The sequence below is a fragment of the Paenibacillus beijingensis genome (assembly GCF_000961095.1).
Taxonomy (GTDB): Bacteria; Bacillota; Bacilli; order Paenibacillales; family Paenibacillaceae; genus Paenibacillus_O; species Paenibacillus_O beijingensis.
On the sequence record NZ_CP011058.1, the window covers coordinates 1,409,850 to 1,434,446 of the forward strand.

Here is a 24,597-nt window from a genome sequence, read left to right on the forward strand (position 1 = left end):
ATAAAAGGATGGGATAAACATGGTTCAAACGCTGGAAGGGAAAGTAGCATTGGTAACAGGGGCGTCTCGAGGCATCGGACAAAAGATTGCCGAAACGTTGGCTTCGGCTGGCGCGAAGGTCGTTGTGAATTACGCAAGCAGCCCGGCGAAAGCAGAAGAAGTCGTGAACGGCATTCGACAAAGTGGCGGCGAAGCGATTGCCGTGCAAGCCGATATCGGGAAAGTCTCGGAAGTGGAACGGCTGTTCGACGAAACGCTGCGGGCTTATGGGCGATTGGACATTCTCGTGAACAACGCCGGTGTTCTTGCGACGAAGCCGCTTACCTCCATCACGGAAGAGGATTTCGACAAGCACTTCGCAATTAACGTGAAGGGAACATTCTTCGCGATTCAGCAAGCGGCACGAGTCATGAGCGAGAACGGCCGCATTATTAATTTCTCCACTTCCATTGTGGGGATGATGCTTCCGACGTACAGCCTTTATGCGGGGACGAAAGGTGCCGTCGAGCAATTTACGCGTCATCTGGCCAAGGAGCTTGGACCGAAGAAAATTACGGTCAACGCGATCGCGCCGGGACCGGTGAACACGGAACTGTTTACCGCCGGGAAATCGGAAGAACAGATTAGGATGTATGCCAGTATGAACGCCTTCGGAAGATTAGGGGAAACAGAGGACATCACCAAAGTCGTTCTTTTCTTAGCGAGCGACGAGTCCCAGTGGATTAACGGGCAGACGATCCGTGCCAACGGCGGTTCCATCTGATTTCGCGACATCGTTTCGACGAAACATAGTATACATGCCTCGAAGGCCCGGTATCCTTATTGTCGGGGCCTTCGTGTATACCTATTTATCACATTTTCAATGAAGACACATTTCAAGCAAGAAGGTCATATCTCTGTTTAGTATCAGGCATTATTGAAGTAACGGGTAACGTTAGTTCAACAACCAGCGGCAGTCTAGACTATTTCAGTCCAAGGCTGCAGCTGGTTATTATATTGGGGTCAGTCTATCCTGAAAATATCGCTATCCTGAAAATATCGCTCCGTAATGTACACCTAAAAAAGGCAGCAAAAAAGTGACCCTTCGGCAAACAAAAAATGCCCAGGGGCATTAGCAACGTATGGTCTGAATAACGATCAGGATGCTGCCGTATTCACAGTAATTGATACACCTAATGACTCCAGTTTCTTTATGGAATGCTTGATGATCACGTCCCGTTTTCGTTCCTCGTAGTAGTTTGGACCGAGCTCGATGTAGGATTGTTTCCGCTTAAGGATATAGTAAACCATAGACAATATACTGTGTGCTACTGCGACCGTCGCTCGATTGGCTCCTCGGCGTGCGGCAATCCGGTGATACTGACTGGATAAATACGTCTCTTTTGTTCTAGCCGCAGCCTTTGCGGCTTCTACAAGCGTACTTCGGAGCTTCTTGTTTCCTTTTCGCGTCTTTCCGGACAATCGTTTTCCAGCGCTTTCGTTCTGACCCGGACACAGCCCTGCCCAAGAACATAAATGGGCCGCGGAAGGATACTGATCCATATTGGAGCCAATTTCGGCTAGAATGGTCTCCGCTGTTCTTCGTGCCACACCTGGGATTGTGTCGAGCAGTTCCAGGTCTTCCTCAAAAGGGAGCATGCGCTTTTTTATTTCCTCATCCAACCTGCGAATCTCTTCGTCCAAATAATCGACGTGACGGAGCTGAGCTCCGAGCATCAGTTTTTGATGAGGTCCCATTAAGCCGTTCAAAGCTCGCTTCAAGTCCGCTTTTTTGCTTCTCAGCTTCCGTTTTGCCAGATCAGATAAAGCCTCAGGATTGGTTTCACCAGCAATCATCGCTTCAATCATGGCGCGTCCTGATTTCCCGAGCACATTGCTGGCAACCGAGGAAAGCTTTATGTTTGCACCTTCCAGCACTTTTTGAATGCGGCTGACTTCTCGGGCGCGTTCCTCAATGAGACTACGACGATACCGGATCAATTCTCTCAGCTCGCGTTGCTCGCGGTTAGGGATAAAACTACCTTTCAATAGTCCGTGACGGAGCAGTCCTGCAATCCATTCCGCATCTTTAACGTCGGTTTTACGGCCCGGAACATTCTTGATGTGCTGGGCGTTCACAACAAGTGCTTCAATCTCCTCAAGCTCCAACAGATTGTATATCGGTTTCCAGTATGGTCCTGTGCTTTCCATAGCAGCATGAGTGCATTAAGATGGCTGCCTCTTGAATCTGCATGTTGGGGAAAATGTTAAGACCTCTTCAAGCGAGGCTCTTCCTGCATGACGCGGTAGTCGATAATATTGCCGTACCGGTCCGCTTCAATCGCACAGCAGCTGGTCATCATGTCCTTTATCATCTTCCGGCCCCGCTGCACTCTTGATTTGGCTCCCGAATAAGAGATCCCGAGATGCTCGCTTAGTTCCTTCTGGGACATCTCACTCAGTTCAGAGAGCTCCAGCGCCTCCCTGTATTTGTCCGGCAACAGCCGGATGACATTTTTCAAGCCGGCGACGGCCTCCTCCGTAAGATCCGGTTCTTCGTATTCATCGGAGAAACACAGCTGATCCGGCAGTTCCCCGGTTCGTTTCTGTTTCCGGTAATGGTCAACGATGCAGTTCCGCGCGATTTGGTACAGCCAGGCTCGTATTTTCAAATCGTCCTTTACGTCGTCCACGCGGGCGAAAGCCTTCATGAACACGTTTTGGACAATATCCTCGGCATCGGGATGAAAATGGGTTTTATGATCGACGAATCTTCGGATATGCTCATGGTGCGCTTCCCAAAGCGTTTCAGCCTTCAACACAATTCACTCTCCTCCGACCAAAAAGTTTTCAAGATTGCTGCGTCTGCTTCCTTTTTGCTGCGTCCCCTTTAGTGTAAACCATATTCCGGAAGGAGAGAAGGCAATGAAGTACAATTTGCTTGGTAACACAGGAGTGATGATTTCGGAAATCGGTCTCGGCACGATGACGTTCGGCGGCGGGGAGATGTGGGGCGCATTCGGTTCGCTTGGCGTAAAGGAAGCGGAGCGGTTGGTGGATCATGCGCTGGACGCCGGCGTGAACTTTTTCGATACGGCTAATGCCTATGCGGAAGGGCAATCCGAAGAGATACTCGGAAAAACGTTAAAGTCGAAACGGCACCAAGCGATCATCGCCACGAAAGTGAGAGCTCGCATGGGGCCGGGTCCTAATGATCTCGGCTTATCCCGGCTGCATATCATCCGGCAAGTGGAAGAAAGTCTGAGGCGGCTGGAGACCGATTATATCGACCTGTACCAAATTCACAATCCGGACCAGCTAACCGATTGGGAAGAAACGCTTCGCGCGCTCGACGACCTTGTACGCAGCGGCAAAGTTCGCTACATCGGCTCATCCAACATGCAAGGATGGGAAATCATGAAGGCGCGCGGGATATCGGCATTACGAGGTCTCGAGGCGTTCAAGAGCAGCCAATCCTACTACTCGCTTGCGGCACGCGAGATCGAGCGGGAAATGATCCCGGTTCTGAACGATCAGAAGATGGGGTTAATCGTTTGGAGCCCGTTATCGGGCGGTTTCTTGTCCGGCAAATATACGCGTGACAATCAAGGGGGCGCAGATGACCGGCATAACAAGGCATCTTTTCCTCCCGTGGATAAGGAGAAAGCATTTCGGATCGTGGATGTGCTCTCGGACATTGCTGCGGAACGCGAAGCAACAGTGGCCCAGATCGCTCTCGCATGGGTGCTGAATCAACAGACGGTCACCAGCATTATCGTCGGAGCGAGAAGCCCCGAGCAGCTAACGAACAATTTGGACGCATCCGGCATCCTTTTGACCGAAGCAGAATTAAGCCGCCTGGATGAAGTGAGCCGGCTGCCGATCGAGTACCCTAAATGGCCTTTTCTCGAAGATAACGATTCCATCGTTCGGAAACATTCGGCAATAGCTCGATAAAAATAAGACTTATGGAAAAAACCAAAGGCGACTTCCGGCATGCTCGCTCACCCCCGTCTCCAAGCACGCGAAATGCATATAAATTCTCTTGAGTATTACACCGATGTCAGGGTTTATAATGAAATTGTATCCTATGAGAAGGAGTTGCTTCGCATGAGAATCGGAGAACTGTCCACCCGTACCGGGGTTAGCATTCGCTCGTTGCGTTATTACGAGCAGCAGGGTCTGCTCGCTCCCGATCGACAAGGGAACGGTTACCGCGAATATTCGCTGCTTGCGGAAGATCAGGTGCGTACAATTAAGTTTTATTTGGACCTCGGACTATCGACGGAGCAAATCGCCGGGTTTTTGCAGTGCGTCCTGAAGAACAAAGAAGCATTCTGCCGGGAAGTGCTCCCCATTTATCGGCAGAAGCTGGCGGAAATCGACGATCAGATCCAGCTTCTGCAAAATATCAAATCGAATTTGGAGGACCGCATCCACTCGATCTTGAACGAACGACAAATCGACGAACAGGAGGCTTGATCCATAAGCATGTACGATATCATGCTTCTGCGCAATTCTATAGATATCGGCTAACAAGAGTCTGCAACTGGTTTTTAGACTTGAAGCCGACGATTCTATCCACTGCCTGACCGTTCTTGAACACGATAAGCGTCGGAAGGCTCATCACGTTGAAGCTGCCGGGGGTTATCGGATCATCATCCACATTCAACTTGACGATCTTCAAGCCCGGTATTTCGATATCTAACTCTTCAAGAACCGGCGCGATCATTTTGCAAGGCGGGCACCAGTTCGCCCAGAAGTCGACGAGTACCGTCTGAGCGGATTCAACAACGTCTTTGAAGCTTGCGTCCGTTACGTCTGAAATAGCCATCATACACACACCTTCCTTAAAATGTTTTCGCCGACCGCCATTTCTGAAGCAGCTGCTTCTCGAATAAAACAGAACTCATCGCAGGTCACCTCCTTATCATGCATCATCTATTCGTCATGTTTCCGTGTGGTGTAATCATACCCCCTGACACTGGTGTCAGGGTCAAGAGATTTTTTCATTTTAACCTTCAGGGATTCATCTCCCCTTGGCGTCATCCATCAAAACAAAAAACCACTTCTAAATGAAGTGGCTTGATTTAATACTATCGAAACCATACATCGTGTACTTCAATGAAAGTCAGGCAGCCAGAGATATTTCCTTCATACAGTGTTATCCACTGCCCATTATGACGCTGAAAACCGGCTTCACATTTTTCTCCGCGTACATCAAACAATGTAATTCGAGCCATTGAAATTCCGCATATTTCTCATCGATTAAAGGCTTGAAGAATTGTGCAGGGTACACGTTATGAATTCAATCAACTTTTAATCTGGAGACCGTTTTTATGGAAGTAACTCTCCAGATATTCCGCCTCTTCTTTACACACTTTGAGCAACCTCCGCAAGATTCCGAAATCGTCTTCTGGTTCCTTTTTGTTTTTACGAAGTTGTATTCTCCATTTTTTTTCTACGGGGATGATCGTCACAGTCGAATGGCCGCCTACAGCAGTCGAAATTTTTTGATTATCATAAACTATATCTATCAATTGAGATGGGTGAAAAATGCTCGAGAAAGCAAAGTATGAGCCTTCTGCTTCCAGCTTTAAAGCCTCTTCCAGCAATTCATTCGTCTGTTTGCGGTTAAACGTTGGGGGAGTGGGCAGCTGTTGTGCCCGTAATAAAATCAATCCTTTTTCTTCATAGTCGAACATAAAAGCAAATGCATATAGGGTATAGATTCGGTTATTGTACATGGTGAATAGTTGTTCGATGTCTTGCTTCTCGATTGGCCTTAACCGAGTAAAATCTATGTGTAGTATATTACCTTCTTTGAGAATGGGAGCAGTATAAGAATCGGGATGGAATTGGAACATCACATGGCTTGGGTCTTTCTTGGATTGGATTATAAACGGGTTATACTCTGCAAGCTTGATCATGTTATCCAAATTTAGTTTCATTGTTCCGTACGTTTCTTCACGCACATATTCCATTAACGAATCAAATAGCATAGGAGCCCTCCTCAAAAAACTATTTCAGGATCGCCTGCAAAATAGGAATATACAACGAGTCGAAGCCCGTCATACAAGAGGCTACTCTACTCTGAAGTTTAAAGCGCACGTCAAAATAAATCAACTCATTACATCTCGGCATCTATGCTCCCGACGGGAAATATATTTACCGCGACCCGTAAACAAGCCGTATGGGGACCGATTCACATTTTCGGGTTTGCCGAAGCCGAATCGGTATGGGCTTATAGTGGTTTATTGGACCTTCGCCAATTCATCCAGAAACGCGGGACGCCTGTTGTATTGGTTTTCTAATTGAAGAACGATCTCATTCTGGCTCGCTTTGCCGGCAATTTTTTTGTAACGCTTCAGCATGCCGCATACGCGCTGATACTTTTTGCGGTTGGAAGATGCACTGGCAGCGTTATAGATCTGATCCGCATAGATCCGTTTGACTTCTTCGCTGTATTTCTCAGACAGACGGGCGGCATGCTCGCCTGGAAGGCTCATGATCCTTAACAATAATGGAAATAGCTCTTTGATCCGAAATTGCGATAAGAGAAATATTGTTGCTCATGAATCCCATTCCTTACGAGATCTTTTTACTTCATCTAGAAGTTCCTTGCCTCGTTCAGGCGATAATGTCCCAGCCGCTTCCAAAAAATCATCAATCGAGTAATGATCCTCTTGAGCTTGGTTATCGATTTTTTTGGGGATCATCTTTATCCCTCCAATGTCGTACATTTTATATCAATTATAACATACCCGTTACAGTTTCAATTTAAGCTCTTAAATAGCTTTGCCTAGTCGGGTAAGCAAGTAATCCCGCAGCTCCTTATCCCTGCAAAAAACATAACAGCCCTTCATGCCCCGCGTCATCAGCACTTTGTAGATGTTCTTGATCAGACGGGTCAGCTCCTGGTTGTTGTTTTTCATCCCTTTTTTCCCGGTCGTATCTTTATACTCATTGTAATCCGCAACAATTTCATCCGTCTCCGGGTTATACTTCAGATCGTTACCAATAATGACGCCGACATAGTCGAATTCCAGCCCCTGTGTCGTATGTACGCAGCCGACTTGATGGACCCCATCGGGATGAATCGCCCAAGCACCCTGTATGGCACGTCCGTTCCAAGGCATCCGGAAGTCATGCTCCTCGATAATGACATCGTCCACTTCGCCATTGGCGTTTCCTTTATCCGTCCATGGCCATGCAAATCCTGCCACCATTCTCGCTTTACAGCCACTCGCCTGCTTCTCTTGGGTAGCCTCATAAACCTCGTGAGGAGATTCATATATCCGAAAATCAAACGTTTCCCGATCCCATCCGCTATAATTGGCCGTCTCCCGAATGCGCAGCACATCGTCAATCCAGTTTAAAAAGCCGTCAGCGCCCGAGCATCGAAACTGTGACGTTAACGAATACTCATAGACCAAAGAATGACGCTCAGCCGCAATGCGCTTAATCTCGTCAAGCGAGCCGATATCATTGGGCCGGATTCTCTGGTTGTCGTCGATGAAAAAGACGTTAACCTTCGAGCTTTTGATAATATCGTCGATCTGATTAACCCCTTTGTACATGTATGTACCTTTGCCCTTCAGCCGGTGGGCTTCGTCCACGATCAGCACGTCAAACTCATCTTCCTGAGAATCGACAAAGCTGCCGGAACCCATAAAAAGGCTTTTCGTGCGCATCTTCGATTTGGAGCTTTGCTTCGTCAGCATCTCCACCATGACATTCCGGAATGAAGCATTGGGAGCGACGAATTTAGTATTCAGCTTGCTGCGAAGCAATCCGCCAAGCGCGTTCATAGAGATGACTGATTTTCCAGTACCGGGGCCGCCCTTAATGATGATCGTCTTCTTCGTATCCTGTTTTTTGGCAAGCGAAATAATCGTCTCATAAGCGATCTTCTGCTCATCCAGCAGCACAAAATCCGAATGCCCTTCGAACAGAGCATGAACATGATCGATCAACGATTTGGAGGGGACGATTTTGCCGTTCTCGATTTCGTAGAGAAGCTCCATTCCCTTGCCCTGGCCCACATACTTGTACAAAAAGGTTTGCAGCTGCCTCATTTCATGCGAGAAAAATAGCGGTGCTTCTTGAACGGTTTTACGATACTGCTCTGCCTTTAGCGGTTCCGGATTCTTCTCCTTGTAATTATGCAGGAAGGCGACGGAGTGTCCTTTAACTCCACGCGAATAAACCGCCGCATTCATATCGTACATGAACTGGCGGTATGACCAGGCTTGATAGGAAGGATGCGTCGTCTCTCGCAAGGAGCCGTTAATGCTTGAAAGAACGACGTCCTCTTTATCGGTAGCCAACGCCTCTTGCCACTGCTTCAGCTCTACGATAATAAAATGATCGTCCTGATTGTCGTCCTTTCCGGCAATAACAAAATCGATTCGTTTGCTCGTCGAGGGAATGTTATATTCGATCATGACGCCGCAGTCATCAGCAACCTTCGAGTTTCGGATGACCCGTTCCATAAACTGCATCGAATTGTTCCACGCCCGCCACTCCGATACCGTCGGACGCTTGCCTAGTTTTTCGATATAAGAAGCTTCGATATTTGCGGCGATTTTGTTGTCGTCCACCGCTTCCTTAAACTCTGCGACAGAGCTGCTGTACACGATCATAATGTCACCGTTCCTATAACGTATCGTATTTGTCTTTTTTGCCGAATGCCTTATCGATCGGGTACTTCCGGGCATTCTTCTCCATCTTGCTGCGGATAATTGTTTCGAGATCAAACCCCATTTGATCCGCCATCGTAAAACAATAGATCAGAACATCTGCCAGCTCATCCGCGATGTCATCGCGTTTGTCCTGCGCCGCTTCCTGCCAATCCGACCATTGAAAATGCTCCAGCAGCTCGGCTGCTTCCAGGCTTATGGAGATGGCAAGGTCCTTCGGGTTGTGATATTGCTTCCAATTGCGTTCATCGCGGAAGCGAATAATATCTAGCAGCAGTTGGTTCATCAGGACCTCCTAATATGTACAATGTCAGGCATCTTCCACCTCAATCAGGTAGAAGCGATTGTAGAAGCTTGTGGGGATACAGTTCCGACCCGTTTGTTAGAAAGTTATGTAAATACTATTCGATTAAGGAATCATCGTTTCCTTTATTCAGATAACTTTCAGTCAACTTTCAGCCGACTTTCAGCCCACTTTTAAGCTGGGTTCAGTATCGTTTCCTATAATGGATCCATAGCACTTCATCACCAAAAGCTTATGCTTACGAAGTAGTTTTGCTGCGCAAAACCTTAAGGAGGAGCGAACTCCATGAAAAAAAATAAATGGCTCAAATGGAAAATCGGCGGGGCTTTTATGATCGGAATTACGGCTATTTTTCAAACGGTGAGGACCAGCGTGCTGTTCGAAGCGAAGACGGCCGATGCGGCATCGTCCAAAACAAGCACGACCGATTCCGCGCAGCAGCAGCAAGACCTTGTCATCGACGAGTGGTCGAACCAGCGCCCGAATCCGGATGACGGTACGGGCTTCCGCCATCATCGCAGAGGGAATTTTCAAGGCCAAGACGGCGGACAATTCGATAACAACGGCCAAAGCGGCAGTTCGTCCGGCAGCGGCGGTTCGTTCGATGATGGTTCGTCTGGTAGCGGCTCTTTCGGCGGCGGATCGTCAGGAGGCGGCTCCGGCTTCGACTCGAGCACAGGCCGTTCGTAACGCGCATTAACGAGAGGAGGGCTGCATGATGGAGAACGTTGTAGCATCAGTTCGAGAGGAATCGCTTCATTCGTTTCGTTTCAAAGCTATGAATACGACAGTGGAATGTTCGCTTCTATGTACGCCGGAGCAAATCTGTGAACTGGAGGAGTTGACGTTCGACTGGTTCGCGCAGGCTGAAAAGCGGTTCAGCCGCTTCCGTCCGGACAGCGAGCTCAGCTATCTGAACAAACGGGCGGGCGAACGCTGCATGATTTCCGCGGCTATGATGGAGGTGCTGCAGCTCGCCGAATCGTATAAACGGCTGACAGAGGGCGTATTCGATCCCTATGTGCTGGACGCCCTGCTTCAAAGCGGTTACGACGAATCGTTCGACCTTGTTAAAAACCGGCCTCTTGGTGAACTCGGCAGCAGGACTATGCCTACATCTGACCACCACACGCTTACATCAAACCAGCACACACTTACATCCGACCGTCACAGTCCTATCCGTCCGCGCGAGATGCAAATCGACCCGGTCATGAAATCGCTCAAGCTGCCGCCTTTGGTTACGATTGATTTGGGCGGCATTGTGAAAAGCTGGTCCGCGCAGCGTCTTGCCGGCTACTTCCGGGATAAAAAGGGGATCCGGCGCGGACTGATCAACGCCGGCGGCGATTTGAGCGTCTGGGAAAGCCCAAAGTACGAAGCGCGGGCTTGGCGGATTGCCGTCGAGAACCCTTGGACGGACCAGACGAAGGCGGGAATCTTCGTCATGCAAGAGGGCGCGGCGGCGACGTCCGGCACGCTCGGCCGCAGTTGGATGTCCGGCGGCAAACTTATGCACCACCTGATCGATCCGTCCACGATGCAGCCAAGCGACAGCGATGTCGTGCAGTGCACAGTCACCGGACGAAATGCAACGGAGTGCGAGATCTGGGCGAAAACGATCTGCATCGCCGGCAGCAAGCGCGGGCTGTCCCTGCTGACTGCAAAGGCCGACCCGGATTGCGAAGCACTGCTCTTCACCAAAGACCGCAGAACGCTGTTCTTTGGAGATCCATCATCGCTAGGCGCCGCATGGCGCGATGTAACGGTCGACCGCGTCTACCCGAAAAATCATTTTAACCCACATTATCCGGAGGTGAATCCCAATGATTTCGTTTTTCGTTGATCTTCCAACCTGGCTAATTATACGGATCGCGGGGATTGCTACATATGTCCTACTAACGGTCGGCATTGTGCTCGGCATGTCGTATAGTCTGCCGCTCTGGTCCAAAAAGACGAAAGTGTCTCTTTACAAAGCCCACTCCTTCACCACCATTTCCGGCATGGCGCTCGGACTGCTGCATGGCGTTTTCACCGTCATCGACGCTTATGTACCCTACACGTGGAGCGAGCTTCTGATCCCGTTTACCGCCCATTACGAGCCGGTGCTGAGCGGACTCGGCACGTTAAGCGCATATGCGATGCTGACCGTGATTCTGACGACCGACCTGCGCAACAAGCTGAAGCGCAAAGTATGGCTTGCGCTGCATATGCTCTCCTACCCCATATTCATCATGTCGACGATCCACGGGTTCTTTATGGGTACGGACAGCAAGCTGCCGGGTATCCGTATCATGTACTTGGCAGCAATCCTGCTTGTGCTTGGACTGACGGCGGTTCGCGCCGCCATAAAACCCGCTAAAAAAACCGCCGCAGCAAAAACTCCCTTGCAGCCTGAAATCATCTCGCCCGGCAACACCCGTGCGCTCAGTAAGAGATTTCAGGACATGCATCCGTCCTCCCGGGACACGTTAAAATAGAGTCTAGCTGTATTACACCATATGCTGGAATAAAGTTGTTCGTATCGTATTTGTAATCCCTTCTTGTAGCTGACTAAATGTGTAATACTGTATAAAATGTATCCGTCATTCCCGATATTTAATCACTTGCCGCTCTGTATACGATCTTATGTCTTTCCTCCAAAACAAAAAATCAATGCCGGAGCTTGATGTTTGGACTAAAGGGGAATTGCAGTGGGGGCACTCGAGTGTGATATTTGAGCATTACATCCGTATTTATAACCACTGTCGTCCACAAAGAAAATTAAACAAGCTGACCCCGGTAAATACCGTTGCCAGCTTGCTAGGTAGGGCTTTTCTAAATTGTCCGCTAAATGGGGTCTTGACCACCTTGTGAAACAAGGCTTTTTAGTTTTATTTTTCTGCGTTCGAATGCGCCGCAGCTGTCGGAAAAGAAATAATGTGACCAGAATTGTGACCAAGAAAACCCAAGGTTAGGCTTGCTGTTTCGTATATTTCTTTGACTGCTCTATTGTGGTTCTGAATCGTTTACACATTCCATAGATTTTTTGATATACATCTGTAGCATAATCTCTTCTGCTATCTCTTGATTCAATATCAACAGATTCACGTATTTCCTCTAATTCTTCAACACGAGCTTTAACGTGATAATTTCGAAGCCGTCTAATGAGATCATCTAGTCTATCGATGAAGTTATATCTTAAATCCCCATCTATTTTCATATTAAAAAATGGAGCTAAAAGATCGTCCATTCCATTTAAAAATGAAACTGTTAATTTGAGCTGTTGATTCGTTACTCCTAGTTCTATATACATAAGTAATGAATTAACTACACTAGCAGATTTATTAGCTTCTTGATCATCAAGGTTGATTATAACTTTGTCTATAATAGTCAAAGCTTTCTGAAGCAACATATCAAACTGCTCTTTATCTACAATTGTATTTATTAACATATTACAATAATCTTCTATTTTTTTCGAGTTTAATTGTGGGCGTCTTTCATCCTTCCATACAATTTTCGAAATAATATATAATAAATGATATCTGAACTTTGAATATTTATCTTCTATTTTGTCATTATTAAAATAGTTATCTATAATATGCAAAAGTAAAGCAGATGTGTAATAAATGATTGGCTGTTGCCCAGTCACAAAAATTCCCTTACTGATATCCTTACCATCATCTTTTTCAATGTCATCTTTTAAGCTACCGTAAAATCTACTTGCTCTATGTGGAGAATCCAAAAAAACAGATGCAAAAGCCCGCATTTGCATTTCAGGATTCACAATTTTCGATTTGTCAATATTTCCATTATAGTTGTACTGACCTGATCTTCTTTCATAGTATAGATTATATGATCCACCATAACTAATAAAATAACTTTCCAATAATTCTTGGTATTCAGTCATAGAGAGTAGCTGAATTTCTTGCACCTCAGTTTGATTATTCGTTGCCTTTACAATATTTTTAATAATTGTATCGTTATCAGTAATTACTATCTTCACAGCAACCCACATACTGTTGTCCAGTTGTTCTGAACTTAAGTGAAGTATATTTGAGGTTTGACAACCATTCACTACATAGAAGTTTTTAATTGTATACAATCCTTTTCCCTTACTTAAAGATTTTCCAACGATTGTAATGCCATTATTCATTAACCCAAAATAGTTTTTATTATCAGAATTAATTGTATTAATTATTTCCTGATTAACACGATTATTTTGAATACCATTAAAATCTCGCACATTAAGTTCAAAAATACCTTTTGTGATCTTGTTTTGTTCATCACCTATTAACTTCAGATATTCTTTTACAGGCAAAATGGCCAAATAAGACTCCTTAACACCATCCATATATGGTAACTCAATTTTTTCTTTTAGCTCAAAAGTCGCGCTATTTTGTAATTTTGTTAATTCATATTGTTTTCTAATTTCCTTTGATCCATAAGTATAGAACTCAATATTTTCTTCAAATAATTCTAATTGTTTAATATCAGAAATTATCTTTTCTTTATCACTCAATAGATTCAAATCATCAGCCCATATCCCCGTCGTAACATAATATAGATAACATCTGGGAGTCGAACTAAATGAATCATAATTGTCAAGCAACATCTGAATCATTTTGCATTTCTCTTTAATTTTCTCATTTCTAACTTTAGTTACACCATCACCAATTTTAAAAACATCGAGCACTCCATTGCCGAATTGAAGCATTTCTTTCCCTTCAAACTTATCTGAAGTCTTGGATTGAATAAAATACATTTCCACCGAAAACTCCATTCCAGATCCCAGGATATCTTCAAGCTCGCCAAGTGTAGAAATATACTTATTATTGAGAACTATAGCTAGGCCATCAATCGCACAGTCCCCACCATCTCCAGTAGATACTGATGAAAGATTAAAATTCGAAATATTTTTTGGAAAAAGAACTGAATAATTAATAAACTTCTCAAAATTTCTCTCCGATAGTCCGCCACTTATCCCAAACTCAGTTAAAAATTTCTCAAAATATCTCCCTGTTATTAAATCCATAAAAATTTCCTGCCTATTCTATATAGTATTAATCTTAATAGGTTTTGCCTTAGTTTAAATTAGGAATCAATCTATTAAAGGTCATCAAATTTGTATCAACCCATTGATTCACTAGAGAAAAGTAGCTAAGTTAATTGAAAAATAAAAAGGAGATGAAGGACATTAGATAAATGGGAACAAAACAAAGTCACAGCTAAAGGAACACGTCGTTTAGTTTCGTTGCGCTTACATCTCAAGAACCGTACGATAAGTACGGAAAGGATTCCTATAAGAAGTAACTCTGAAGGGGAGACAGTTCCCCTTCTTTTTTAAAAGCATTCCTTGCCTTCAGCACATATTGATTCGGGTATTGTTGAAGTTGACCTACTCTCTTCTTTGTTTTTGTTATGCTTAGCTAGGAGGTTTTTTTCTATAGATATTTACTTTTTAGTAGCTTTGCTACTCCCACATGAGCAACATTGGAACTTCTATATAATCCCTCTACCACTTCTGGTATAGTTTTTCCTTCAAAAATTCCTTTATTTTCTCCTTCAGTGTCAATGCTGTAATAATTTAAAAATGTTTTACTTAGCCAGCCTTTATAGCTCTCCGTCTTAAACAATTTTACTTCAATTTGTGTTAAACTAAGTCCTTGAAATAAGTAATAGTATATGATTTCTGGGATCAAATCTTCAAGATTACGATGATCAAAGAGGTCGTACGTTTTAAACAATCACTTCCTCCTCCTTTTCATTAAGCCATTCTATTAGAGAGTTGAGAGGAATATGTGCTGATGTACTCAAATTTGAATTATATTCTGTTTGAGTTACACCATCTGGTTGAACCACATTAAATTTTGGAACACTTGAAGCAGGAAAAAATCGAATGTTATTTTCAAAATATGTTTCATCATATTTTAATTCATGAAGGATTTCTTCAGGAATATTTTTAATTAACTGTTCAATATATAACAGCGTTCTATAGTCCTCGGCAGCAATTGTTCTGACCCCTTGAATTAATTTAAATAACGATAATCCAGCATCGTCTTTTCGCAGAAGACAAGAAACTATCATAATATCATACAGTTCAGACAACAGCTGTTCATGCTTAAAATGATGAATTCTAATGCTTTGTATTGTAGATTTAACTTCTATTCGTTTTATACGATTGATTGTAAAATCAAAGTTCATTTTATTCTGCTTCTGCCAATAAGAACTAATATTTACTCCAAGCTCCATAAAGTATTTAATGACATATAGTTCTGCAAACAAACCTTGCAATTCAGTATCGGCAACTTTCCCACCTTGAGCGAAAAGATTGACAAGAGCGGAAAAAAGTTCGTTAAGCATGTATGGGTTGCTTGATACTAGATGCTTTGAAAAGGATTCTGTTAATCGTACAAATGCCAGCTGTTCCTCAGGTTGGCTACTTAAACACGTGAGAATATGAACGGTTTTTTCTAAAAATACTCCATTAATTATCATTTCACATTTAGTATTTGAGCTAAAAAATAATTTCCTTGTACTTTGTAACTGAGAATTCATTTTAGGATTAAGGGATTCTATTACAAAAACAGGGTTTTTATCATTATCTACACCGTAATAAATGGTTTGTGAAAGATCAGCGATATCAAACAAAACAAATTTGTCATTTTTAGGGGAAGTTTGAAGTGCTTTTATTTGGCTCAAAATATATTCAGAATTCATATCATTCCCTCCAAACTCTTATATTTGTCCTACAAGACGCTCCATTTGTTCGGAATACGCTACAGGTACATAAAGGGCAATTGCAGGGCTGTAATAATTTATTTCCGGAAAATTCTTAGGCTTTATAAAGTGAATTTGTAACTGCATGACATCACTTCTCTCAATAGTTACCATATTGCTATCTCCAGGATAATAGGTTTTACTCCCTTGATTGGAGTTTCGGCCTTGAAATAACTGATTTATTTTCCCAGAACTACTAATAGTACGTGTTTCGTGAGCTGTATCTCTTATCCAAAGAATATCCACCACGGGATTAATATCGCTTTTTATAAGTGCCTCTTCTATTTTATTAAAAAAAGTTTGATCCAACACACTCGTTTTTGGAAAAACCAAGTGATCCAGTAAAGTTCTTTTCAATTCAAAAAAATCCAAGCCTTTTATGAATGCATGTTTATTCACACCATGATAATCTAATATTTCAATGAGATCATGGTGCCTATCTCTAAAAGCGCTGATATATGCACTATTACTATCTACACTCAAACGGTTCAATAGAAGGATATCTTGCTTGTTCCATTCCGAAAAACTAAAACGTTCAGCTCTTGCAACATTTCTTCTTGTCATGTTAAGCATTTTGTTAGCAAGAACAAATACCCTCGGAATTTCTTTAAAATGAGCTCCTCTGAGTTCTGCACGTTCAATAGTAGCCCAGAGATCATCATCGTGCTCTAAAATGGAAGAAAAATCATCTTTAATCGGTTGTGTTGTGAATACTCTACACACATCTAAGAAACTCCGCTTATATCCAAACCACCGTGCCCTTTGTTCCGTGTTATCTACATTGGATACTCCACGGGCTCGGCGAATTATATAAGTTACTGCTAAGCCTTTGATTGTCAAACCTCGTTCTACTAAATTACCCCCAACAAAAATATTAACCCTGTAAAATCTTGAGTTTTCACTCGCATCTTCATCACCATTGCAGAGATGCGCGTCTGGACACATTCCAATACACTCTAATATATAATTCTCTAGTTCACTAAAACTCGGAAGAATTACTCCGTCATTTTGGAAGTCAACATACGCTTTTTCTAAATGAGTTGAAAGATTTTGATAAGATATATCCTCTATGCCATCAAGCTTAGCGCGAGCATGTTCTCTCCACTCATTCAATACACTGTTTACTTTTCTTAACACGATTTGATGATCATACTTCCTCTGACTCGGATGAATCAACATTGCATGATTACGATTATCTCCACGATAAACTCTGATTGCTCCACCAATAAAAAAAGCGGCTAAAGCCTTATAAAAAGACAAAGGAAGACCCACATCTTCCAAAATGCTTGGTTCATTATCCGGAATTAATTTGATATAAGTGTCTTGAATTTCTCCGTGGAATTCATCAAGCCCACAATAATCATCACCTGGATATACCAAAGAACCAAAATCAGGAGACAATTGATCACAAGTTTTAATTAAAATGTTAGCTTGGGGAGTTGCAGTAATAGACAAAAAACAATGTCTTTGCAACCTTGCCTTTAATGTAACCGCCGCTTCATATGTAGCACTCATAGAGTTACGAGACGCTTGTGTATTAAGTGTTGCTTGATCGCCTTCATCATCAATCACTAAAGTTGGTACATTACATAATATAGGATCTGAAAAAATGCCTGCAATTGTATTTATCCTAACCTTACCTTTTAGTCCTACAATTACTACTTTTCTTTTTTCCTGAATAAATTGTTTAATCGCAGTAGGATTAAGTATGGACTCATTTTGGTTTGTAGCTAGAATAACCATTTTATCCATCTCAATGTTACTAAAATATGAGCGTATTCGCGCTACATTTTGACCAAGAAGAATATTTTTTGTACCACCTAATACAACAATAATATCGTAATCGTTATCAAAGGCAAGAGCCATTAAAGAGATAAAATTTGAAGTTTTCCCACTCTGTACTTTTCCAATTATGATCCCCGTTTTTGAGTTAGGATTCTCATCCTTAGGGTTCGGACAATTCGAAAGAATATTTATTGAATTTTGAAAAATTTTATCAACAGCATCCCTCGGGATATCGTCCTTAGTCAATTGCTCAGTCATTTTCATGCGAAAGAAACCGTCAGAAATAATCGGCCAACTATTACTATTGTTCTTAACTTTCATTTCAATAGTTTTATCCATTACTCCGATCTCCTTCCTATGATTGCAATGCGAGATCTGCCAGAATTTTATTCATTTTATTTCTAATTGAACTAGCTTCAATTCGCCCATCATAAGATATTTTAAGAGCCTCTACTTCCGCAAGAATTATTGCAATTACCAATTTTGTCATAACTACACTGAATTCTTTATTATCAATAAAAGGTTTAAAAAAAGCATGCTTCATATTTAACTTAATTTTATATACTTCATCTACTGACTTGGATAAAGTTACCCAAGGTGATAAAGGATTTAAAGTTTCAAACTCAACAAAAAAAGTATATTTAACTTTCATGTATTCAAAATTAGTTTGGTAACTTGATGGCCCACTTAATATAAGTCCTGTGTCAATTGCGCTTTCATCAACAATATTACCAAGCGCGACATTTTGTGTTTTATTCATGTCAGGTGCAAGTTGAGGAACATAATGTGAAGATGGTTCACTACTAGCCCCAGCGACAGGTATTATACTAACTCCTTGTATCACATCCGCTTTTTGTAATCCATCTACTACTTTTCCAATGACATCTGCAGTCTTTACACGTTGACGCACTCGTATTTGTTCTGCTTTTGCACGAAATGGTTTTGAAAATACCAATAATTTTTCGATAAATTGCTCTTCCAGACCACTTGTATGCCAATCAAAATCATCTTTCGCCTGCGTAACAGGCCAATTATCCATATAAAGCTCACCAAAAAGCCTTTGATATGTATATGAATTTGAATCGCCAAAAAGCTCTGTTGGCCGATAGTTTTTTTCAGGTCCTCCGACAATTACTCTGCCTCTCCTAATAAGAGTAAACCCGGCATCTCTTACACTAGCAGGGATTCTTATTGCAATAAACCCCTGAACAGTTAGCTCTTTTCCTTCGTGATTAACGGAGAATTTAACATCCCTTTTCCATCGTTCAACACTACCATCGGCCAGTTCTTCCTCATAAATAGCAGGATCGCTATAAGTTAGTTCCGTTCCATTATATCTAATAATAACTTCCCCGCTTCTAAGATCTTGCCTATATATATTACTCAAAAGTTCCTTAATCTTCCATACGGTTCGAGAAGCGGTTAATTTTTTATTTAAACATTCAATTTTTATAATTGTGTAATGCTCAAAAGGATTTGCCTCAAAAATGTCAGCATCTATTTCATCGTCCTTATCGTTCTTCAGTTTTTCCACATCGACAGTTGCACTATATGCAAAATTAGATCCCAATTGAGTAGAAGTAACACTCCATTTCTTGCCAAACCAACATGCTGCAGTTTTTAATCCCATTCCAAATTCATTGCGTCCCTCTCTATTCTTAGGCACCTTATCCAAAATAATAGCTCTCTCAAAATCTTCCCATTCCATTCCATATGCAGAATCAGTGATTGTGAGAGTGTCGTTTCCATCCGAATTACTTTCATATATAATATCAATATTCAGCTTTTTGAAATCAGGTAATTCTAATAATTCTTCTCTATGGTCAAAATAACTTTGCGTCGAGTTGTCCAGAAATTCTGCAATCGCTGTCCAAGGCTGGTAACTTAAGCGCTTATATGTAGCATACACAGCACTTGTGGGGCGAATATTAATCTTTGCCATAAAAGCTCCCTTCTCTACATTTCCCCCAAAAATAATTATTCCAACAAATAAATAATTGGATATTTTCAGAACTCTCATTTCATAACCATCAAATCCGGTTCTCCAACAATTTTATCTAGTTTGCTAACTGCACTAAAATATTAATAACTTAGCTATACTTAAACTATTTGCATCTCTTGTCTGAAATTAAGCTCTTGATTATTAATACTTTCTTCCATGATCAAAGATTGGATGATTCTATGGACCACCTCAACATTTAACGCATTACCTAATGCCTTATATGCAGACGTAAGACCTTCTGGCAAGCACTTCAAACTATCCATGCTTTGAAGTCGCGCGCACTCTCTTGGAGTCATATATCTATTTTCCCAAGTAATAATAGGAACCTGAGTCGCAGTCATTGCAACCAGAGAAGGTGAAGTCGTCGGTCTTTTAGCCCTAAGTCCTGATGCTCTGCATTGTAAAACCAAATTTGTTAGATTTCTCTCTGCACCTTTACAATTCCATTCAAACTTTTGGAAGCTGGAAGGAAGATCCAAAATAGAAGGTAACCATTCATCAATCCATTCTTTATTATCTTCATAAAGTTGACGGTTTTGTTTAATAAAACGAATTTTCCAATCAGGAAATCTATCCTCCTTTGTTCTTGCGTAAGAAGGAAGAGTTAAAAAAAGTTCCTCTTTGGTTAGATTTTCCAGAGATCTGCCATGAGAACCCAAATATCCTCTAAGCTTTTCAGAACCCATTTTCCATGGGGTTTCCTCCTCATAAGGATACGTAGCACCAAATTCCATTGACCAAATTGGAAAAGAGGGAAGATTCCTCTCTTCAGGGTAAATATTTAAAAATTGCTGCCATGCAGCAATACATTTATTCACATGTTCCGGCAACTGCCTGGCATCCGTAGGTAATTTATCAAGCACAGATTTTATAGAAATATCATGCTCCACCGTTAGTTTTTCAGGCCACTTAAAATGTGAGAGTCCCTTTCTACTACCGACTATAAAAACCCGTTCGCGTATCTGGGGTATTCCAAACCAATGCGGAGATAGTTTCCTTATATCTACTTCATAGCCTAGTTCAATTAATATTTTTTTGGCTATTCTCCAAGTCCTACCTTCATCATGCCGTTCAAAGTTAGCCACATTTTCAAGCATGATATAAGTAGGTCTACGCAATCTGAGTATCTTAACAATATGATAGAAAAGATCACCTGATTTTTCATCCTTAAAACCATTCTGCTCACCGGCTTTGGAGAATGGTTGACAAGGAAATCCCCCGCATAAAATATCATGTTCAGGGACATCCTTTGCCTTTATAGCTTTAATGTCTCCACGAGGCATTATACCGTGGTTCTTTAAGTAAAGCTTTCTTAAACCCTCATCAATCTCTGAAGCAAACACACATTCATGGCCAGCCCAAGAAAGAGCAAGATTAAACCCTCCCAGACCAGCAAACAAATCTATAAATTTCATTCAGATCCCCCGCTGTTTAAAATTTTCATTGATATTTAAGAGTTGCTCATGGAAAGCAGCTAACCTCTCCGTATTATTATAAAAATTATCATTAAAGATAGACCTAAAGTCCTAACCGAAGTCTCAGGATAATTATATAGTTCTACATTTTCCTTCAAATTCCTGTATCAAAAAATGATTCGCAATTTGAATACGAAAGTAAAATGCTTATTTATACAACTTTATATTTTAGAACTAAGCAGATTATTTAATGCAACAAAAGTCGCAATCCGTGAATGTGACCCTTATCCGAACTCAAGTTCGTATGTATCTATTTTATAGAATTATACAAGTTCAATCAAATTAATTTTATATAGAACACAATGGTGCGTCACCCTGATACGATAAGGTTAAGTCGGGGGGGGGGGGGGGGGGGGGATTAATCCCAAATATTTTTTGTCCACATGACCTACTGCTCACTTGATTTTCTATTTTTAACATAATTAATCGTTCTTCTACCAACAAAAGAACTGCAATAAATGTAATTATTTAAAAATTCGTTTGATTTTTTCTAATCATCACTAGACAAGCTACTTAGTTATAAGAAGCGGCATAAGATTGACGAGAGTGAATGGATGGTTTCTCCAAAGCCATCATCGCGAATAAGGCTTGTGAGGAAGAACCTAATACCTGTTCAGTGGCAGTGAAGAACGTATCTAAGAACTAGAGGAAAACTTCAAACGGAAACCGTCGACGAATACAATTCAGTGTCGCAAGTATCGGCGTTTAAGTTTGAGTTAATGAGCTTCTCCGCGTTAAATGTAAACAACGAGGAAGTCTTATGAGTTATGATTCACAGTATCATTGACAGTGTGGACGTTCACCAAGACGGTCCAATCGAAATCAGTTTCCTTCAAAACCAACCAAAAAAAGGGGCGAAGCATATTTAGGCTCGCCCATCCATTCCATCCATAATACACACTCCACATGCACCGTATGCGGGAACATATCCACCGGCTGAACCTCAACCGTCCGGTATCCGCCGTCTTCAAGTACTCGCAAATCCCTCGCCAGTATCGACGGATTATACGACACATACACTACCCGCTCTGGCTTCATCACCAGAATCGTGTCCAGGAGCGCAGGATCGCAGCCTTTTCGTGGCGGGTCGACTACTATGACGTCGGCTACGATGCCTTCCTCGCGCCAGCGTGGAATGACAACTTCTGCCGGGCCCGCCTCGAACGAAGCATTGGTGATTTCGTTCAGCTCCGCATTGCGCTTCGCGTCCTCAACCACCTCCGGCACAATCTCGACGCCGTACACTGTCCTACCTTGCGGGCAAGGAATAGCGAAATCGTTTCTATGCCGCAGTAGGCGTCAATGACGTTCTCAGTGCCCGTCAGCCCTGCATACTCCACCGCTTTGCGGTACAACTCCAATGTCTGCGCCGGGTTCACCTGATAAAACGACCGCGCCGAGATCGCAAAGCGGATGCCGTCCAGCTTGTTGTAAATGACGTCGCTGCCCCACAGTGTGCGCGTTTCATCGCCGAAAGTGACGTTGGTTGTGCGGGTGTTGATGTTCTGTACGATGCTGCTAACACCCGGAATGGCTTCGCGGATGCCTTCGATCCACTGGTCAGCCTGCGGAATCTTCCTGCCGTTGATGATTTCGCCGCTGATAAAACCGGTCCGCACGACGACATGGCGCAGCAGGTCACGACCGCTTTCTTCGTCGTAGGTGGTAACCGCACCGCTTTCCGATCTCTTTGGAGGCGGCCTTCGTCGTTCTGCTCATGCTGGATCAGGCACTCGTCCATGTCGATGATGCGGTGCCTGCCGCGCGCGTAGAAGCCGCCGATCAGGCCGCGGCCTGCGCCGCCTTCCAGCGATGCCATCGCCATGCTGATCGGCCCCTGCGCCTTATTGCGGTAGCACCAAGGGTTCTTCATGCTGATGGTCGGATGGACGATAACGGAGGAACGCTGCTCGGACGAGCCGGATGCAGAAAAATCCGAAGCAAGCTGGCCGGAAGGTGGCACCGTAGTCCATATGCTGCAGCTGGCAGCCGCCGCACTGCTTGTAGATCGGGCACGGCGCGTCGACGCGGTCGGGACTGGTCTGCAACAGCTCGAGCTGCTGGGCTTAGCCGTACTGCTTTTTCACCTCGAGCACTTGACGTTGACTAGCTCCCCTTGCAGCGCTCCCTGCACAAAAAGGGTAAGGCCGTCCACGCGCCTCCCCCTTATCCTTCATACATCCTTGAGATCCCAACCGTTCCCGAATGAAGGCTGATAAGGAAAATCAGTCTCTGAATTTTAACATTATCTGCTTGTTTTACTTCCTTTTCTCAACCACTGTGACTTGGGCTTGGGCATCGAATTTGCCTTGGATTTGGCTGGTTTTAACACTGCTGCAGATGTCGATGAGCCTTCCGCCTTTAAAGGCTGAGTGGTATTCAGCATCGGATAGGGATGGTCTTTCACTTCGGGAATGGTCTTTCCGATCAGTTTCTCAATATCTTTGAGATACGGAATTTCGTCAAATTCGCAAAAGGAGATCGCGGTCCCGCTCTGTCCTGCTCTGCCGGTACGGCCAATTCGATGAACGTATGTTTCCGGAATATTAGGGAGATTGAAATTAATCACATGAGAAAGTTCCTCGATATCAATCCCTCTTGCTGCGATATCCGTCGCGACCAACACGCGCGTCACGCCGCTCCTGAAATTGCTTAATGCCGTCTGTCGGGCATTTTGAGATTTGTTTCCATGGATGGCCTGAGCGGAAATTTTCGCTTTGGTCAGTTCGCGCACAACACGGTCGGCGCCATGCTTGGTACGGGTAAAAACCATTGCCGAAGCAATGGATTTATCTTGTAAGAGGTGATTCAATTGCTTTTGCTTGTTCTCCTTATCTACCTTATAAACCGATTGCTTGATTCGATCCACAGTAGATGATACCGGCGTAATTTCCACCTTCACTGGATTAACGAGCAGCGATTTAACCATTTTGGATATTTCGGGTGGCATAGTTGCCGAGAAGAAAAGCGTTTGTCTTTTGCTGGGCATTTTTGTGATGATTTTCTTCACATCGTTGATAAAGCCCATATCCAGCATTCTGTCGGCTTCGTCCAGTACTAATATTTTGACGTATTGTAAATCGATTCGCTTTTGATTCATCAAATCGATGAGTCTGCCAGGAGTCGCAATAACAATATCCGCACCTTGATCAAGCGACCGCTCCTGTACTTTTTGTGAAACGCCGCCAACAATAGCCAAGCTACGCAAATGGGTGTATTGACTATACGCTTGAATGTTATCCGAAATCTGAAGAGCAAGTTCTCTTGTCGGGGATAAAATCAAGGAGCGAATACGGCGTTGTGTGTTGGGTCTGATCTGCTGTTCGCTTAATAGTTGGACAATCGGTACGGCAAATGCGGCCGTCTTCCCTGTTCCCGTTTGAGCGCAGCCAAATAAATCTCTGCCGGCTAACACAGCCGGGATCGCCTGTTCCTGAATGGGTGTCGGCGTCGTATAGTTCTCTTTACTTAAAGCTTTTAAAACCGCGGGTATAAGATTTAAATCTTGAAATGTCATTTTTTCTCCTTATACATCTATATTCTTCATTGCGTAACTTCTCTTGTAACGTCTTCACAAAGCGTTCCTTTACATCA

Annotated in this window: 20 protein-coding genes and 2 pseudogenes; 6 read left to right on the forward strand and 16 right to left on the reverse strand. The window is 43.3% G+C overall.

Going from position 1 to position 24,597, the window contains the following annotated elements:
* Positions 1-19: 19 nt before the first annotated feature.
* On the forward strand, positions 20-763 hold the full coding sequence (locus VN24_RS06415; RefSeq protein WP_045669718.1) for an SDR family oxidoreductase: 744 nt from the start codon (positions 20-22) through the stop codon (positions 761-763).
* A gap of 374 nt (positions 764-1,137) precedes the next feature.
* On the opposite strand, the pseudogene VN24_RS06420 reads toward VN24_RS06415, so the two are convergent.
* Together VN24_RS06420 and sigZ are read right to left on the reverse strand one after the other, a co-directional pair.
* Positions 1,138-2,205, reverse strand: a pseudogene (locus tag VN24_RS06420) (IS110 family RNA-guided transposase); the annotation flags it as partial.
* A 41-nt stretch (positions 2,206-2,246) separates the two neighbouring features.
* Positions 2,247-2,801: an RNA polymerase sigma factor SigZ gene (gene sigZ / locus VN24_RS06425; protein WP_238590844.1), complete on the reverse strand. Its 555-nt coding sequence runs from the start codon at positions 2,799-2,801 to the stop codon at positions 2,247-2,249.
* A 103-nt stretch (positions 2,802-2,904) separates the two neighbouring features.
* Here sigZ and VN24_RS06430 point away from each other — a divergent pair, with 103 nt between their 5' ends.
* Together VN24_RS06430 and VN24_RS06435 are read left to right on the forward strand one after the other, a co-directional pair.
* Positions 2,905-3,936: an aldo/keto reductase gene (locus tag VN24_RS06430; RefSeq protein WP_045669719.1), complete on the forward strand. Its 1,032-nt coding sequence runs from the start codon at positions 2,905-2,907 to the stop codon at positions 3,934-3,936.
* A 153-nt stretch (positions 3,937-4,089) separates the two neighbouring features.
* Positions 4,090-4,461, forward strand: a complete 372-nt coding sequence (locus tag VN24_RS06435) for a MerR family transcriptional regulator (RefSeq protein ID WP_045669720.1) — start codon at positions 4,090-4,092, stop codon at positions 4,459-4,461.
* A gap of 37 nt (positions 4,462-4,498) precedes the next feature.
* Here the strand turns inward: VN24_RS06435 and trxA are convergent, their stop codons facing one another.
* From trxA to VN24_RS06460, 6 genes are all read right to left on the reverse strand, one after another.
* Entirely contained in the window at positions 4,499-4,813 is a 315-nt protein-coding gene (gene trxA, locus VN24_RS06440) for a thioredoxin (RefSeq protein WP_045673041.1), read from the reverse strand.
* Between the two features lie 478 nt (positions 4,814-5,291).
* On the reverse strand, positions 5,292-5,981 hold the full coding sequence (locus VN24_RS06445) for a hypothetical protein (RefSeq protein WP_045669721.1): 690 nt from the start codon (positions 5,979-5,981) through the stop codon (positions 5,292-5,294).
* A 252-nt stretch (positions 5,982-6,233) separates the two neighbouring features.
* Positions 6,234-6,488, reverse strand: a complete 255-nt coding sequence (locus VN24_RS06450) for a hypothetical protein (protein ID WP_148505203.1) — start codon at positions 6,486-6,488, stop codon at positions 6,234-6,236.
* 63 nt (positions 6,489-6,551) lie between these two features.
* Positions 6,552-6,698 (reverse strand): hypothetical protein, encoded by a 147-nt coding sequence (locus tag VN24_RS27645; protein WP_158453654.1) that lies wholly within the window; start codon positions 6,696-6,698, stop codon positions 6,552-6,554.
* Between the two features lie 69 nt (positions 6,699-6,767).
* Positions 6,768-8,624, reverse strand: a complete 1,857-nt coding sequence (locus VN24_RS06455; RefSeq protein ID WP_045669723.1) for a DUF2075 domain-containing protein — start codon at positions 8,622-8,624, stop codon at positions 6,768-6,770.
* 13 nt (positions 8,625-8,637) lie between these two features.
* Positions 8,638-8,967, reverse strand: a complete 330-nt coding sequence (locus VN24_RS06460) for a nucleotide pyrophosphohydrolase (protein WP_045669724.1) — start codon at positions 8,965-8,967, stop codon at positions 8,638-8,640.
* A 303-nt stretch (positions 8,968-9,270) separates the two neighbouring features.
* Here VN24_RS06460 and VN24_RS06465 point away from each other — a divergent pair, with 303 nt between their 5' ends.
* The 3 genes from VN24_RS06465 to VN24_RS06475 are packed head-to-tail and all read left to right on the forward strand — an operon-like array spanning position 9,271 to position 11,462.
* Positions 9,271-9,675 (forward strand): hypothetical protein, encoded by a 405-nt coding sequence (locus VN24_RS06465; protein WP_045669725.1) that lies wholly within the window; start codon positions 9,271-9,273, stop codon positions 9,673-9,675.
* A 28-nt stretch (positions 9,676-9,703) separates the two neighbouring features.
* Positions 9,704-10,828 (forward strand): FAD:protein FMN transferase, encoded by a 1,125-nt coding sequence (locus VN24_RS06470; RefSeq protein WP_045669726.1) that lies wholly within the window; start codon positions 9,704-9,706, stop codon positions 10,826-10,828.
* Positions 10,809-11,462, forward strand: a complete 654-nt coding sequence (locus VN24_RS06475) for a ferric reductase-like transmembrane domain-containing protein (protein WP_052702819.1) — start codon at positions 10,809-10,811, stop codon at positions 11,460-11,462. The genes VN24_RS06470 and VN24_RS06475 overlap by 20 nt, the downstream gene beginning before the upstream one ends.
* Before the next feature lie 473 nt (positions 11,463-11,935).
* On the opposite strand, the gene VN24_RS06480 is transcribed toward VN24_RS06475, so the two are convergent.
* From VN24_RS06480 to VN24_RS06515, 8 genes and pseudogenes are all read right to left on the reverse strand, one after another.
* A complete protein-coding gene (locus VN24_RS06480) occupies positions 11,936-13,996 on the reverse strand; it encodes an AIPR family protein (protein ID WP_045669727.1) in 2,061 nt (686 codons plus the stop codon).
* Between the two features lie 409 nt (positions 13,997-14,405).
* Complete coding sequence (locus tag VN24_RS06485) at positions 14,406-14,708, reverse strand: hypothetical protein (RefSeq protein ID WP_045669728.1); 303 nt, start codon at positions 14,706-14,708, stop codon at positions 14,406-14,408.
* Positions 14,701-15,681, reverse strand: a complete 981-nt coding sequence (locus VN24_RS06490) for a PD-(D/E)XK motif protein (RefSeq protein WP_045669729.1) — start codon at positions 15,679-15,681, stop codon at positions 14,701-14,703. Before VN24_RS06490 ends, VN24_RS06485 begins: the two co-directional genes overlap by 8 nt.
* 18 nt (positions 15,682-15,699) lie before the next feature.
* A complete protein-coding gene (locus VN24_RS06495) occupies positions 15,700-17,865 on the reverse strand; it encodes a Z1 domain-containing protein (protein ID WP_045669730.1) in 2,166 nt (721 codons plus the stop codon).
* 16 nt (positions 17,866-17,881) lie between these two features.
* Positions 17,882-19,546 (reverse strand): ATP-binding protein, encoded by a 1,665-nt coding sequence (locus VN24_RS06500; protein WP_045669731.1) that lies wholly within the window; start codon positions 19,544-19,546, stop codon positions 17,882-17,884.
* Positions 19,547-19,626: 80 nt separating this feature from the next.
* The gene (locus tag VN24_RS06505) at positions 19,627-20,943 is read right to left on the reverse strand and encodes a DNA cytosine methyltransferase (protein WP_045669732.1); all 1,317 of its coding nucleotides are present in this window, start codon (positions 20,941-20,943) and stop codon (positions 19,627-19,629) included.
* Positions 20,944-21,825: 882 nt separating this feature from the next.
* Positions 21,826-23,161: pseudogene (gene rlmD, locus VN24_RS06510) on the reverse strand (23S rRNA (uracil(1939)-C(5))-methyltransferase RlmD); the annotation flags it as partial.
* A gap of 87 nt (positions 23,162-23,248) precedes the next feature.
* Complete coding sequence (locus tag VN24_RS06515; protein WP_045669733.1) at positions 23,249-24,520, reverse strand: DEAD/DEAH box helicase; 1,272 nt, start codon at positions 24,518-24,520, stop codon at positions 23,249-23,251.
* Positions 24,521-24,597 lie beyond the last annotated feature (77 nt).

Coding starts and splice junctions, on each gene's coding strand:
- VN24_RS06415 (WP_045669718.1), top strand. CDS start 20: ATGGTTCAAACGCTGGAAGGGAAAGTAGCATTGGTAACAGGGGCGTCT.
- VN24_RS06430 (WP_045669719.1), top strand. CDS start 2,905: ATGAAGTACAATTTGCTTGGTAACACAGGAGTGATGATTTCGGAAATC.
- VN24_RS06435 (WP_045669720.1), top strand. CDS start 4,090: ATGAGAATCGGAGAACTGTCCACCCGTACCGGGGTTAGCATTCGCTCG.
- trxA (WP_045673041.1), bottom strand. CDS start 4,813: ATGGCTATTTCAGACGTAACGGACGCAAGCTTCAAAGACGTTGTTGAA.
- VN24_RS06445 (WP_045669721.1), bottom strand. CDS start 5,981: ATGCTATTTGATTCGTTAATGGAATATGTGCGTGAAGAAACGTACGGA.
- VN24_RS06450 (WP_148505203.1), bottom strand. CDS start 6,488: ATGAGCCTTCCAGGCGAGCATGCCGCCCGTCTGTCTGAGAAATACAGC.
- VN24_RS27645 (WP_158453654.1), bottom strand. CDS start 6,698: ATGATCCCCAAAAAAATCGATAACCAAGCTCAAGAGGATCATTACTCG.
- VN24_RS06455 (WP_045669723.1), bottom strand. CDS start 8,624: ATGATCGTGTACAGCAGCTCTGTCGCAGAGTTTAAGGAAGCGGTGGAC.
- VN24_RS06460 (WP_045669724.1), bottom strand. CDS start 8,967: ATGAACCAACTGCTGCTAGATATTATTCGCTTCCGCGATGAACGCAAT.
- VN24_RS06465 (WP_045669725.1), top strand. CDS start 9,271: ATGAAAAAAAATAAATGGCTCAAATGGAAAATCGGCGGGGCTTTTATG.
- VN24_RS06470 (WP_045669726.1), top strand. CDS start 9,704: ATGGAGAACGTTGTAGCATCAGTTCGAGAGGAATCGCTTCATTCGTTT.
- VN24_RS06475 (WP_052702819.1), top strand. CDS start 10,809: ATGATTTCGTTTTTCGTTGATCTTCCAACCTGGCTAATTATACGGATC.
- VN24_RS06480 (WP_045669727.1), bottom strand. CDS start 13,996: ATGGATTTAATAACAGGGAGATATTTTGAGAAATTTTTAACTGAGTTT.
- VN24_RS06490 (WP_045669729.1), bottom strand. CDS start 15,681: ATGAATTCTGAATATATTTTGAGCCAAATAAAAGCACTTCAAACTTCC.
- VN24_RS06495 (WP_045669730.1), bottom strand. CDS start 17,865: ATGGATAAAACTATTGAAATGAAAGTTAAGAACAATAGTAATAGTTGG.
- VN24_RS06500 (WP_045669731.1), bottom strand. CDS start 19,546: ATGAGAGTTCTGAAAATATCCAATTATTTATTTGTTGGAATAATTATT.
- VN24_RS06505 (WP_045669732.1), bottom strand. CDS start 20,943: ATGAAATTTATAGATTTGTTTGCTGGTCTGGGAGGGTTTAATCTTGCT.
- VN24_RS06515 (WP_045669733.1), bottom strand. CDS start 24,520: ATGACATTTCAAGATTTAAATCTTATACCCGCGGTTTTAAAAGCTTTA.